The sequence below is a fragment of the Ruegeria sp. YTSC199 genome (assembly GCF_059609725.1).
In genome coordinates this window covers 43,991-56,735 of record NZ_JBXWMF010000032.1, presented here as the reverse complement: position 1 = coordinate 56,735, position 12,745 = coordinate 43,991, and the positions used below count along the sequence as shown (strand labels likewise).

General features: G+C 56.7%; 16 protein-coding genes. 6 read left to right on the top strand and 10 right to left on the bottom strand.

The features are described 5' to 3' along the window. Positions 1–277: 277 nt before the first annotated feature. The 3 genes from AC2FEE_RS22225 to AC2FEE_RS22215 all read right to left on the bottom strand — a co-directional run bounded on the left by AC2FEE_RS22225 (position 278) and on the right by AC2FEE_RS22215 (position 2,328). Positions 278–790, bottom strand: coding sequence for a TetR/AcrR family transcriptional regulator (locus AC2FEE_RS22225; protein ID WP_496867573.1), 513 nt, complete (start codon positions 788–790; stop codon positions 278–280). Between the two features lie 56 nt (positions 791–846). After that, positions 847–1,383 carry a dihydrofolate reductase family protein gene (locus AC2FEE_RS22220; protein WP_496867571.1) on the bottom strand — a complete coding sequence of 179 codons (537 nt, stop codon included), beginning with the start codon at positions 1,381–1,383 and terminating at the stop codon, positions 847–849. Positions 1,384–1,455: 72 nt separating this feature from the next. Next, the gene (locus AC2FEE_RS22215) at positions 1,456–2,328 is read right to left on the bottom strand and encodes a LysR substrate-binding domain-containing protein (protein ID WP_496867569.1); all 873 of its coding nucleotides are present in this window, start codon (positions 2,326–2,328) and stop codon (positions 1,456–1,458) included. A gap of 107 nt (positions 2,329–2,435) precedes the next feature. On the opposite strand from AC2FEE_RS22215, the gene AC2FEE_RS22210 reads away from it, so the two are divergent. Together AC2FEE_RS22210 and AC2FEE_RS22205 are read left to right on the top strand one after the other, a co-directional pair. Beyond that, the gene (locus tag AC2FEE_RS22210; RefSeq protein ID WP_496867568.1) at positions 2,436–3,998 is read left to right on the top strand and encodes a trimethylamine methyltransferase family protein; all 1,563 of its coding nucleotides are present in this window, start codon (positions 2,436–2,438) and stop codon (positions 3,996–3,998) included. A 12-nt stretch (positions 3,999–4,010) separates the two neighbouring features. Then, positions 4,011–5,102, top strand: a complete 1,092-nt coding sequence (locus AC2FEE_RS22205; RefSeq protein WP_496867567.1) for an aminomethyl transferase family protein — start codon at positions 4,011–4,013, stop codon at positions 5,100–5,102. 512 nt (positions 5,103–5,614) lie between these two features. Here the strand turns inward: AC2FEE_RS22205 and hflC are convergent. The 6 genes from hflC to AC2FEE_RS22175 form a co-directional block, all read right to left on the bottom strand. Beyond that, on the bottom strand, positions 5,615–6,634 hold the full coding sequence (hflC, locus tag AC2FEE_RS22200; protein WP_496832988.1) for a protease modulator HflC: 1,020 nt from the start codon (positions 6,632–6,634) through the stop codon (positions 5,615–5,617). After that, on the bottom strand, positions 6,631–7,698 hold the full coding sequence (gene hflK, locus AC2FEE_RS22195; RefSeq protein WP_282121195.1) for an FtsH protease activity modulator HflK: 1,068 nt from the start codon (positions 7,696–7,698) through the stop codon (positions 6,631–6,633). The genes hflC and hflK overlap by 4 nt, the downstream gene beginning before the upstream one ends. Before the next feature lie 75 nt (positions 7,699–7,773). Continuing rightward, on the bottom strand, positions 7,774–8,265 hold the full coding sequence (locus tag AC2FEE_RS22190) for a hypothetical protein (protein WP_496867565.1): 492 nt from the start codon (positions 8,263–8,265) through the stop codon (positions 7,774–7,776). A 16-nt stretch (positions 8,266–8,281) separates the two neighbouring features. Continuing rightward, positions 8,282–8,740 carry a hypothetical protein gene (locus AC2FEE_RS22185; RefSeq protein WP_496867564.1) on the bottom strand — a complete coding sequence of 153 codons (459 nt, stop codon included), beginning with the start codon at positions 8,738–8,740 and terminating at the stop codon, positions 8,282–8,284. An 8-nt stretch (positions 8,741–8,748) separates the two neighbouring features. Next, positions 8,749–9,135 (bottom strand): hypothetical protein, encoded by a 387-nt coding sequence (locus AC2FEE_RS22180; RefSeq protein WP_496867563.1) that lies wholly within the window; start codon positions 9,133–9,135, stop codon positions 8,749–8,751. A 38-nt stretch (positions 9,136–9,173) separates the two neighbouring features. Continuing rightward, positions 9,174–9,440, bottom strand: coding sequence for a hypothetical protein (locus tag AC2FEE_RS22175; RefSeq protein WP_496867561.1), 267 nt, complete (start codon positions 9,438–9,440; stop codon positions 9,174–9,176). 245 nt (positions 9,441–9,685) lie between these two features. Here AC2FEE_RS22175 and AC2FEE_RS22170 point away from each other — a divergent pair, with 245 nt between their 5' ends. The 3 genes from AC2FEE_RS22170 (at position 9,686) to AC2FEE_RS22160 (ending at position 11,118) form a co-directional block, all read left to right on the top strand. Further along, complete coding sequence (locus tag AC2FEE_RS22170; protein ID WP_496747800.1) at positions 9,686–10,210, top strand: hypothetical protein; 525 nt, start codon at positions 9,686–9,688, stop codon at positions 10,208–10,210. After that, a complete protein-coding gene (locus AC2FEE_RS22165; RefSeq protein ID WP_496867560.1) occupies positions 10,207–10,605 on the top strand; it encodes a hypothetical protein in 399 nt (132 codons plus the stop codon). Before AC2FEE_RS22170 ends, AC2FEE_RS22165 begins: the two co-directional genes overlap by 4 nt. A gap of 324 nt (positions 10,606–10,929) precedes the next feature. After that, positions 10,930–11,118 (top strand): hypothetical protein, encoded by a 189-nt coding sequence (locus AC2FEE_RS22160; protein ID WP_113788272.1) that lies wholly within the window; start codon positions 10,930–10,932, stop codon positions 11,116–11,118. Between the two features lie 78 nt (positions 11,119–11,196). On the opposite strand, the gene AC2FEE_RS22155 is transcribed toward AC2FEE_RS22160, so the two are convergent. Next, on the bottom strand, positions 11,197–11,931 hold the full coding sequence (locus AC2FEE_RS22155; protein WP_496867559.1) for a Crp/Fnr family transcriptional regulator: 735 nt from the start codon (positions 11,929–11,931) through the stop codon (positions 11,197–11,199). 100 nt (positions 11,932–12,031) lie between these two features. On the opposite strand from AC2FEE_RS22155, the gene AC2FEE_RS22150 reads away from it, so the two are divergent. Next, positions 12,032–12,712, top strand: a complete 681-nt coding sequence (locus AC2FEE_RS22150; protein ID WP_496684685.1) for an IS6 family transposase — start codon at positions 12,032–12,034, stop codon at positions 12,710–12,712. The last annotated feature ends 33 nt before the right edge of the window (positions 12,713–12,745 follow it).

Genomic DNA, 12,745 nt, shown 5'->3' with positions numbered 1-12,745 from the left:
ACAGGCCGGACACACGACTGTACTGACAGACCATCGCAACCGCAAAAAACGCTTGCAATGCAGGAGCCATCCACACACGACATCCAACAACCAGCTGAGATGCTGCGTTTGCATCCCGCTTTCCAGACATTCGCCGCGGGGGCGAAACTACTCCGATAGTAAACTCAGCCAGCGACAAATTACCCGATCCGGAAACGCCAGTGAACACTACAATCTGGTTCCGGGGGATGCTTAAAGGTTGTTCCGGCGCGCTGCGCGGATGCGTTTGTTCTTCATGTTAGATCGCATCATCCTTTCCGGCTGCTTGGCTCAGAATCCAGTCAACGCCGCGCAGAAAGTCGTCGATTGTCAGGGGATTGTTTTCTCCGCTTGAGGCCGAAAGCACGAAGCCATGAGCATAGTCGATTAGGAGGTGAACCAGCACATTTCCGCCATCGCTGTTCTTCAGTTGGTCCGTGCTGGCCTTCAATTCCGCCGCAACATGGACAAGGTCCGCGCTCATGAGCGTCACATCATCCAAGATCGCGCGCAGCAGATTGGCGTTCTTCAACGCATACCGGTAGTAGGCCGCCAGTATGCTGCGGGCCCGTTTGACCGGGGACCTCTCTTCGATGCCGTCTGCGACCCCCTTGAAGGCAAGCTCCACCAGATCGGTCAAAAGCTGTTTCTTGTTGCCGGCGTGATAGGTGACTGCCATCGGGCTAACGCCCAGCTGATCGGCAAGCACACGGAATGACAGCGCATCGACACCGCCTTTCTGAACGATTGGCAGCGCAGTTCTCAGGATCACTTGCTTTGACAGGTGTTGCGACGATTTTATCGGTCGTCCAACGGACGCAACCTTGATCACTGTTTCACCTTGTATTTAAGGTCCACCAGCCCGGACGGGAAGGCGGTCGATGACACCAGCTCCAGATCAATGTCCGTGTCATTGGAGCCAAATATCCGGATGCCTTCGCCAAGAAGGATCGGCACGATGGATATTTTCATGTCTTCGATAAGCCCCGCCTGGATAAAGGACCGAATAACCGCACCGCCATCGACATACGCCTGTTTCAAACCGCGCTTCTCCAAAGAGCCCAACAGGGCTTTGGGCTCAAGTGTTGAAATCTCAACCTTGCCGCGCAGATCCTTCGGAATGCCTTCATCAGTCATTGTTCGGCTCATCACGATGCAGGGGATGGTGTATGGCCACTCCCCGAATCCTACAACCGTGCGAAACGATCCCGACCCCATGACGATCACGTCCATCCGGTCCTGAAACGCGGCAAAACCGTGATCTTCGTCTTGCGTCGCTTGCTTATTCAGCCAGTCAAGCGCGTGGTCGGGTCTCGCAACAAATCCATCGAGGCTCATGGCCATCATGATGTGCCCGGTTGTCATATCGGTGCTTCCGTGGGTCCTAATTTATACGGCGTATAAATATAGAGCCTATGACGTTCAAGTCGAAAGTGGTCAGGATTGGGCTCTCAGCCAGGCCGAGAATGTAGCCACGGCGTCCGTTGCAACGGTGCCGTTCGGCTGAACCAGAAAGTACCCGTAGTCGGGCAGTTCAATTTCTGACAACCGGAACAGCAGTTGCGCCTCCAGGTCGGCCGACACCAGGTCATCCATCAAGGCAATCCCTTGCCCGTTGATGACAGCCTGTACCCGAACGTTGGGGTCGGGGACGATCAACACATCTTGACGCGTCTGCTGGGGCAGACCTGCGGCGGTCAGCCAATCGGACCAGGCATTGCTGTCGTCCCGGTCTCTGAGCAATGTGAGCTGTGATATCGCCACGCCCAGTCCTAATGCCTCAACTTTTTGAGCCACAGAAGAGTTCCCGACGGGATAGGGCGACAATGACATTAAGGGGGTCACCACGCCTTCCCCCCAATCTCCATTCCCCCACCTGATCGCCACATCAACATGCTGCATTTCCTGCTCAGAAAACTGGATCATCGGCTGAATGCGCAACTGCACATCCGGGTGGCGCTGCAAAAAGGTCATCAGACGCGGGGACAGCCATCGCGCTGCGAAATAGGTCGACACTCCAACAATCAGGGATCGCGATGCGCGCCCCTTCATCTCCAGAATATCAGCTTCGATTTCCTGATAACGGGTCTGGCAAGCCGCCAGCAGCCTCAACCCTTCATCCGTCAGGGTAACGCCGCGTGTCGTGCGGCGGAACAGGGCCATCCCCAGATCAGCTTCAAGCGTCTTGATCTGATAGCTAATCGCACCCTTGGTCATGTTCAGCGCTGCGGCAGCGTCCGAGAAACTGGAATGCCGGGCGATCTCGGCGAACAACCTGAGCAGGTCATGATGGCGAAAGTGTCGGCGCATATCAAGCTTGTACAAAAATTTTGAACGCAATGGCCAGAAGATTTCGATTTTCAACTGCGCGGCAAACGCCAATCCTGCTGGGGAACAAATGAATCGGAGTTTCGCGTTTGGGTGCTTTGAACGCCACCACGGACACCTCGAAACCGGCAGTGCGCCGCAGCCGCTCCCGTCGTGATCGACCGCCATGTGGTGACACGGTGTCTGCAGGCGCTCCGTTCACGACGCGAAAGATACCTGCATACGCGATGCTGAACGATGCGGCTTTGGCGCGGATCGAAAATCAGGCGGGCTGGATTCTGAGCAAGATAGGCGTCGAATTCCGGGGCGATCATAAAGCGCTCGAATTGTTTGCCGCGTCCGGCGCCAGTGTCGACGGGGAGCGGGTCCGGTTTGAACCGGGCCATGCGCGCGCGCTTTGCGCCACGGCGCCGTTGGAGTTCAAATTGCACAGCCGGGATCCGGCCAGAACCGTGACCCTCGGCGGCGACAATATTGTTCTGATGCCGGGATACGGGTCACCCTTTGTCAGCGATCTGACCAATGGTCGACGGTACGCGACGCTCGAAGACTTCCGCAACTTTGTAAAACTCACCTACAGCTCCCCTGCGCTGCATCATTCCGGCGGCACGGTGGTCGAGCCAACGGATGTGCCGGTGAACAAGCGGCATCTGGACATGTTGTTGGCCCACCTCACCCTGTCGACCAAACCCTTCATGGGGTCGGTCACTGCACCTGACCGCGCTCATGACAGTATCGAAATGGCGCGATTGGTCTTTGGACGCGACTTCATGAACCGCAACGCCGTCATGCAGGCCAATATCAACGTCAACTCTCCGCTCGTGTTCGATGACACCATGTCCTCCGCGCTCCGCATCTATGCCAAAGCAAACCAGAGCGTGTGCGTCTCTCCGGCGATTTTCGCTGGGGCCATGGGGCCGCTCTCGCCTGCGGCAGTGGCAGCCCAAACGCTGGCCGAAGCGATGGTCGGCATCGCCCTGACACAGCTTGTCCGCCCCGGTTGCCCGGTTGTCATGGGGTCGTTTCATTCCAGCATGAACCTGCGCACGGGTGCGCTGACCTTCGGATCGGCAGAAGCGAACATGGTCACCATGGCACTGTCGCAACTGGGGCGCAGGCTCCGCGTTCCGGTGCGTTCAGGCGGCGGACAAATCACAGCATCCAACGCACCCGACGGGCAGGCGATGCAGGACAGTACGGGGGCCATGTGGTCCACCCTTCTGTCCGGTGCGCATCAGGTCTGGCATGCGGCGGGTTGGCTCGAAGGCGGGTTGGTCATGTCCTACGAGAAGTTCATCATGGACGTAGATCACTGCGGCGCGATGCTGAAACTGTTGCAGGGTTTTGAAGTCGACGACGAAGCCTTCGGCCGCGATGCCTATCTCGAAACCGGCCCGGGCGAGAATTTCCTCTCTTCCAGCCACACGCTGCGCCACTACAGATCGGCGAATTTTGAACCGCAAATCCCGGATGCCGGCCCTTTCGAGACCTGGACGGAGAACGGCGCGCTCACGTCAGACCAACGCGCCACGACGCGGTGGCGCCAGATGTTGGACGACTATCAACAGCCCGACATGGACCCCAGCACAAAAGCAACGCTTGAAGACTTCGTGTCTGAACGCAAAGCACGGATGCCGGACGAATGGTACTAGAAAGGAAGACTCATGACCGAAGAACTTAGCCGCACATCCGCCCTTGCATCGCGCCATACCGCGCTTGGCTCCGGGTTGGAGGACTGGAACGGCATGGGTACGGCCTGGACCTATAACTCCGATCCCAATGATGAGCACGATGCGGTCCGAGAACGGGCAGGTATGTTCGATATGTCTCCCCTGAAGAAAGTGTTCGTTCGAGGCCTAGATGCCCAGGTGGTGCTGGATCATCTGACCACGCGCGATCTGACCAAAGTCGGACCGGGCAAGGCTGCCTACCTCTGCGTTCTGAACGATGACGGCGGGATCGCCGACGATGCGATCGTGTCGAACAATGGTGGCAACGAATGGATGATCGTGCACGGCTCCGGCGACACCATGGCGCTGCTGGAAGCCTCGGCGGCTGGGCGTGACGTTCAGATCAATTTTACCGACGAACTGCATAACTTGTCGGTGCAGGGCCCTGCCTCTTTGGAGATTCTGAACGCCCACACGGATATCGACCTGTCCGAAATGGCCTATTTCGAACACGCGCCTGCGGTTCTGTTCGGCCATTCCTGTCGTATCTCACGCACGGGCTATTCCGGCGAACGCGGTTATGAGATTTTCGCAGATGGGACAGTGATTACGGATATCTGGGACAAGCTCGTGCAGGAGGGCGTTATGCCCTGTTCTTTTACTGCTCTGGACAAGGTGCGGATCGAGGCCGGGCTCTTGTTTTATGGCTATGACATGACCGAGGACAACACCCCATGGGAGGATGGCTTAGGCTTTACCGTCAGCACAACCAAGGCCGATTATCGCGGAAAAGCGACCGTCGTGGCGGCAAAGGGGGCCGAAAAAATAAACAATGTGTGCCTGGATATAAATCACCCCGACATTGTGGCCGGTGGTGAAATGCTGTCGTTGGATGGTGAACCTGTCGGCGTAATCAACAGCCCCTGCTACTCACACCGGATGGGTAAATCCCTTGCCCTTGCGCATGTTGTTCCAGGACTGGCCGTTGGAACGACGCTGGCCGTGTCAAGCGATGGTCTGAACACGCAAGCAACCATCGCAGCAAACCCCATCTACGATCCAAAGAAACAGCGCACACACGAATAAAGAGATCGTTGCGGGTTGCTGTAGAGCGCGGCCCATTCCTGCCGTTGGCCACGGTAATTCGATGCTGCGGTCGCAGCCCAATTTTCGGACATTCGGCGCAGGTGCAAAACGTCGAAGTCAGCGAACTCACGATTTGCGGGCCAATCCGCTATTCGCGGGACAGTCGGTCAAATTCCGCCACAAGGCGCAACGTTTTTCTTTATTGGCCCAACTGACCCGAGCGTGCATATTTGGGCGTCATGAAAAAAAATAGTGAACATGTAAACCAGTTGCCATTCGTTGTGCCCTATGCGAACCGATAAGACGCGGACAAACTGGACTTTTGCGTTTGCGGCGGATGCACGTGCCGAAAACCCAAATCTTTGAACCTATTAAACGCGGATGGAGTGGATGGCGTCTGCTCCCAAACACCGCGTTTGCGGCAACGGGTGTCGGTCGCAATCTGGCGTTCGGCGCTTCGCCTTTCGTCTAAATCCACCGGTCCTTCCGTCATCTCTTTGTCCTCCGATTCATCAGCGTTCGGCCGCAGCCGTCAGGCCGGGAGGGAGAGGAGACGTGCTCTCGACCGGCTCTCCGGCCTCCATTCCTCTCAGAAACCTGAAAAGTTCGCTGTCCGTTGTCAGGACCAGCGTCGTTCCGCCTGAAATCATGTCCTTGTAGGCCTGCATTGTCCGGGTAAACGCATAGAATTCGGCTGCTTGGGCGTTGATGTTGTAGGCTTCCGCGTAGATCGCAGCCGCCGAGGCGTCAGCCACACCGCGGATTTCCTCGACGGCGCGATACGCTTCGGATTGTATCTTGTTCAGATCGCGAACCCGATTGCCGCGAATTCGAGCGGCTTCGCCATTGCCTTCGGAAAGAAAACGTTCAGCGATCTGGCGGCGCTCGGAGATCATGCGGTCGTAGATCTTCGGACGCACACTCTCATTGTAGTTGATCCGCTTGAAACGGATATCGAGAAGCTCGATCCCAAAAACACGAACCTTCTCTGAGGCGGCTGCGAAAATCTCTTGTTCCACAAGTGCGCGGCCTTTCTGGATAGGAACCAGAGAACCTATGTCCTGCGCACGCTCCTCATCGGTTAGAAGCGTGTCCCGCAACGGGATCCGGCCCTTCGTGGTCCGGATGATCTCTATCAACTCGTGTTTGGCGACGGCATTGCGGGTTTCGCTGCCGAGAATATCGTCCAGACGGGATTGCGCGCTGCGCTCATCGCGCAGCCGCAGGAAATATTGCAACGGGTCGGTGATTTTCCAGCGGGCGAACAGATCGACGGAAATGTAGAGCTTGTCCTTAGTGGGCATGTCGGACGGATTGCCATCCCACTCAAGAACCCGGCGGTCGATCCGGTTGACTTCCTGAACGATGGGCAGCTTTAGCTTTAAACCGGCCGTTATGACTGGTTCTCCCACGGGTTTGCCGAATTGGGTGATAATGGCCTGTTCGACTTCGCCAACTGTGTAGAGGGAACCGGAGGCAATCACGCCAACTGCAGCCGCAATCCCTGCAATGAGACCCAGTCTGATGTTCATGACGGATCCTCCTGAAGCCTGTCGAGGTTCAAAAGCGGCAGGATGCTCGCAGTCGATCCTTCGACAATGATTTTTGACAGGATTGTGGGCAGAACATCCTGGAGGGTTTCTATGTATATCCGCCGTCTCGTGACCTCAGGCGCCTTGACGTATTCGGCCAAAAGCGCGGTGAACCGCGCAGCGTCGCCTTCCGCCTCGTTGATGCGTTTCAGGCGATAACCGTCAGCCTCGCGGATACGCTGATCTTTCTCGCCCTCGGCCAGCGGAATGACTTTGTTATATTCGCGGCGCGCCTCATTGATCAGGCGCTCCTTTTCCTGCTGGGCCTGGTTGACCTCATTAAACGACGCCTGAACGGGTCCCGGCGGGTTGATGTTTTTCAGCTGCACCTGGTCGATGCTGATGCCCATGGCGTATTTCGTGGACAGAGCCTGCATCTTAAAAAGTGCCTCGCTCTCGATCTCTTGCCGGCCGATGGTGATGACCTCGTCAACCGTGCGGTCTCCGACGACCTCGCGCATCACCGACTCAGAGACGTAGCGCAAAGTCGCGCTTGGCTCGCGTACCTCGAACAGGAACTTCAGGGGGTCCGAGATCCGATACTGCACCACCCATTCCACAAGCGCGGCGTTCAGATCTCCCGTAACCATTTCGGTTTCACGTCGGCCGTCAGACGGGCTTTGGAAGGGATCACTCCTGCCCGGCGTGGTGAATCCGAATTCCTGCTTCAGCTGCCGTTTCACGGGCACCAGTGTGGCAACGTCGATGCCAAACGGGAATTTGAAATGCAGGCCAGGCGGAACCTCAGCAATGTATTTGCCGAAACGCTGGACAACGGCGACCGAGTCGCTCGGGACTGTGTAATAAGAAGACCAGGCTGCAACCGCCGCCAAGACTATCGCTCCTGCAACCAGTACCCCTCTCAGAGGCGGCCGCCCTTCAGGGAGTAATCCGCTCAGGCGGTCGCGGCCTTGACGAAGAAGATCGTCAATCTCGGGAGGATTGCTCTTCTGTTTGCTTTGCCATGGCCCACGGTCTTCCGGGCCGCCGTTCTGGTCGGGCATATCGTTTTCTCCCTTGCTCGTGCGAACCGGCACCCGGCGCAGACCTTGGCGGTCGGCGGGGTGGATCCAAGTGTCTTATTCCCTCTGTGTCGGCATTCCTTCGTTCTCCGCAGCCTGTATTTGTGAGTTTTCTTGTGGCGATGTACCTGTTGTATCCGCATCCCGTGCCTCTTTGTCCGCCTGAGATGCGCGCCCGCCCGCGTAGAGATGCCGAAGCTGCATCTCGGAAACACCGTCGGCCTCCATCACCAGCCGAACCATCGGGTCTGCCAGCATTTCTTCGAGGAAAATTTCGGCCAGATCTTTTCCGGTCAGCTTGTCCTTTGCTAGGGCGTCATCGAGGTCGGCCAGTGAAACGGTCAAGGTTCTCGCCAGGCTGGGGTGGGATGCCCGAGAATGCAGCCTCACCGCTACAGATGCTTTCCAGACTTCCGGGTGCAGCTGGTCGGGCGGTGAACACAGTTCCGTTTCAATGTCATACTCTCCTGCCGGAAGCCTCTCGTCGAAGTCAGGCACACTGAAAGGCCGGGCGAAAACCGCAATGGACTTTCTGACTAACTCGTTCATAGGAGATGTCCTTTCTTTAAAGCGACAAGCGGGCCAAGGCTGCGGCTGCCAGAGCATTGCCCTTGTCGTGGTAGTCCCCGTGGAATACGCCATCCACCTTGACCTCCCAGATCCCATTCCTCTCTCTGACACGGACACGATCAGCTTGCGCAGTGGGATAATAGGGGTGTGCCGAAGTTTGTCTCTTTTCCGGTTGGTGCAATGGCTTAACGAGTACGCTGGAGCTCGCCGCCTTTGGCAATTGCGTTTCTCCAAGGGCCATCACGGCGCGAATAAACTCCTCCGCGTAGTCATCCGCGTTCCGGTGGTCATGCTCGTGCCGCACCATGGCCATCGGCTCAACAAAACGCTTCTTCAGGTGCTCAAGAAAACGCGGTTCCGTGTACGACATGTAAGCAATGAGCGACTGGAGAACCCGTTCATGGGCTAGAACGCGCCGTTCAAGATCGGTTGTTTCAGGCAGAGGTGGTGACATGGCGCTGCTCATCCTTCATTGATCGTGTTTTCCGGACGCTCCGGTGACTTGTTTACGTCAAGGGCTGCAAGGCAGGCTTGCGCGATGTCCCGGTTCGGGGTCTCTGTGCCTGGTACCGTCGCCCAGCCAGCCGCCATAAGGGCCTCTCGCTGCCGGAAGGTAGAGGCTGCCCGGATCGCCGCCATCTTGGCAGCCCGTTCCGGATCGGATCGGGCCATGTCCAGACAGACAGGCACCAATGCGGTGGCAACATGTTCACGGGCCATAGCCACGGACCTGTCGTTCGAGGTTCGGCCGGTTACCCAGCCGCCCCAAGAAAATCCAGCTACACTAACAAGTACCGCGCCGATGACGGCGCCGTAGAGGCCGGGTTTAAGCCATTCGGGAGTGTCCATTGTAGTTCCTCCAGCGGCAACGCGCCGCCTCGCTATCTTCAGATGTCATATTGAATGCCGCGGCCAAGTGCCGTTTCCAGGTCGGTCCAGGAAATTGGTCGCATTTCTGTTTGGCCCAGCGAACGCCCTTTGCCGTTTATGGTCAGGAAAATCGCTGTTCTGCGGTATTCCGTGAAACTCAGCGTCTCGATAAGTTCTTCCTCAACCAATACTTCGTATTCACCGGCAGGCAGCTCGTCCGAATATCCGGATAGGGTAAACGGGCGCGGGAAGGTCACGGTGGATCTGATTGAACGCAGCGCCATCTCCGGTCTCCGCGATGTATACGTGCCTTCCGCGCTGCAAGGGCTGCGGTATCCTGATTGCTGAGAGGTAGCCTGCATTTGCGGTCATCATACATTATCCCAGAACCGGGCGATGCGCGCTGACCCATGTTAGCGCCGCTGGGACCCGGGCCGTGCGAGCGAACCTTGGAGCTGCCCTGATGCTTGACTTCAGAGGTTTGGACACCGGCTGATCTGCGTCAGCGCGTGCTCCAGGCGATGCGGGTATGATCGAAACAATCCGAAACATTTTGATCTTGCCAGAGGAGACCCCGGTCAGTCGGCACGTTCGCTCCCAAGATCCAAAAAACATTGAAAAGGAGGAAGTGGTGATGCCCGCAGGTGGCATTCTTTACCCGCATAGCCCTGAGTTCGATCGGTTTTTGCAAGCCTTCGTTGGTGAGGACCGGAAAGGCAATGCTGTTACGGTACTTTCGGCCCTTGCAAGGCTAGAACTCGAACCTTGGGAAGAGGCAGCCGCGCTTGCCGCTTTGGAGGAAGAGGCCGCTGGTTCGCGACTGGAGATGCTGTTGTCGCAATTCCGTGACGTGCCTGAACTCAAACAGGATTACAGATCGGTCGCGCGGGAACTGACCCGTCTTCTTCCCAAACGCCGCAAGCGTTTAAGGGCTGTTTCTGGTGGCGCGGAAAACCGGCCGGCAAATTTACCTGGATTGATATGGGCGGTACTGACGATCTTCTTTCTGATTGTGCAATTAATACTCGCTGGCACTCCGGGAACGGGCCAATGACCTTGGGCAAAGCACAAGACGGCGACTGCAGGCAGGGCGGTCTACCCGGTCATGACAATGCGATCCTCTGGGATCTGGAGGCGCGGCACTGGACCAGCGGCGCGGACAGCGCTCGCACGGTGACTGCAACAAATGCAGTGATGATACTTCCCTATCCGCCAGGCATCCTTCAGGGCGGACAGATCCTGGAGCATATGAAGAAAAACACGGGCTGGCGAACCGTGGAAATGAGAGACCGCAGCCAAATCAGGCAAGGAGCCATTGCCGTGCTCGCCTATCGCGTATTCGCTGAAAAGTCGGGTTCACCAATCTATGAGGCGCTCTGCGCGTCCACATATTTCCTGGACAACGGTCGGTGGCTGCGGCTGTCACATCAGCAAACCCCCACCACCTGACTCCAGCAGGGTGAATCTTCACCTTGGGGCGAAACCTCTAACGAACTTATTGACATGTGAACCGGCCCCTGGGGTCTGGATTCAGAACCAGAACTTGACCACTACAGCCGATACCCAAGCGGACAGTACAACTTTCGAGTGTCCCAGGCTAACCTGCGTCAGTGCAGCGGAGCGGAGAAGATGAGTACATCGCTTCGTGCCTGCCGAATCTCCGGCGGCACTCATTTCCGAGCAAAATAGAAGCGCGTGAAGCGTGCGGTTCTTGAAACGAGCCGCATTGCCCAGCGTTTCCTATTCTCGGAATGTCCAGGAAAGGACATTCTAATGACGCCTGAACAAACCAATGTCACCGAGAAGATGACCTCGGTCAAAGCAGCTTGTGACAAAGCGCCTGCCGGTCCCAGAAAGGATCGGGCGCTGGAACACTACCAGGCTGCCGAGAAAGCGCACGAGGCGAATAACTACGACGAGACGGACAGAGAACTCAACGCGGCTGCAGAAGAGATTATCTGACTTATCTCGTCTTATTACTGACTTATCTCGTCTTAGAAGAAAATCAGGCCGCCCAAGTTTAGCGAAGGGCGGCCTCCTTCATTTCAAAAGTGGGCCGGTCTGATCCAGATACGCCGTATCGAAACCTGAAATGGCCACCAATCCGTCATAGTCGTCGAACGTCACGCAGCCGTCCCGAAAGGTCAGCAGCCGTTTTTCGCGAAGCTGCCTCAAAACACGGTTCACATGGATGGCGCTTAAGCCGAGTGCATCAGCAAGATGGTACTGCGTCAAAGGGCAAGCGAATCCTTTCTTGCTCCCCATTCCGACCAGCCTCAGCCGTTCCGCCAGTTCCAAGAAGAAATGCGCCATGCGCGCATCTGCGGCGCGTCGGCCAACCCCAACGAGGTGCTCGACGACCATGGCTTCGTCCCGTGATGCTGCCCAGAGAACGGCTGCCGCCAGGCGAGGCGTTTTCTCGAATGCTTCCAGAAGGTCGTCCTCCAGAACCTCCACCGCCTGAATGTCCGTGACCGGCTCGAAACTGTGGTCGGAGGTGCGCAGCAGGACGCTGCGCAATCCAAGAAAATCCCCTGGTATCTGGAAGTCTACGATCTGTCGGGTTCCGTCCGGCTGAAGCTTGTAGGAACACACCCAGCCGGCGGCCAGAATGTAAGCGGCCTGATCAGATTGCCCCTGATGTACAAGATCACGCCCCGCCGTGAAGGACCGGCGGCGCAGATGCAGACGCTTCAAAACATCCAATTCATCTTCAGACAAGGCGAGGAAGACTTGTAACTTCTTTGTAAGCGGGCTTTCTAAGATATCCGTCATCGGGGCCTCACAAGCGGATCTGTTGCAAACTTTTGACCATTGACCTTTGTGGTGCTAGCGCCTGGGTAGCGAACGGCATTACCCAGTTGAAGGTTAGTTTATGATTTCTTTCAAAGGTGCACAGTATCCGAAAGACGTGATCCTGTTCGCAGTGTTCTTTTACGTTCGCTACGGTGTCTCCTATCGAGACCTGGAAGAAATCATGGCCGAGCGCGGTGTTTCAGTGGACCACACTACGCTGAACCGATGGGTAACACGGTATTCTGGTGCAATCGCTGAAGCAGCACGTCGCCGCAAAGGGCCATGCGACCTTTCTTGGAGGATGGACGAAACGTATATCAAGATTAAAGGCGCGTGGGTTTACCTCTATCGAGCTGTCGACAAACACGGCAAAACCCTTGATTTCATGCTTTCACGACGTCGAAACAAACCTGCAGCCACAAGGTTCTTCGCCAGGATGTTGGAGACAAATGGATTGCCGAGGAAGATTGTGATCGACAAGAGCGGTGCCAACACCGCTGGCATCAAGGCCATCAACAAAATGCTCAAAGGCTTTGGCTGCCCGATCCCAATTGAGATGGTGAGGCGGAAATACTTGAACAATATCATCGAACAGGATCACCGTTTCATCAAAAGGCGTATCCGGCCGATGCTGGGGTTCAAAGCCTTCACTTCAGCAGCGGCAACGTTGGACGGCATCGAAGTTGCTCACATGATCCGCAAAGGTCAATTCACGCCCGGACTCTGTCCATTTCTACAATTCGCAGAACTGGCCGCCTAACCCATCGGCGCAAAAGCAGGATTCCGAACAACC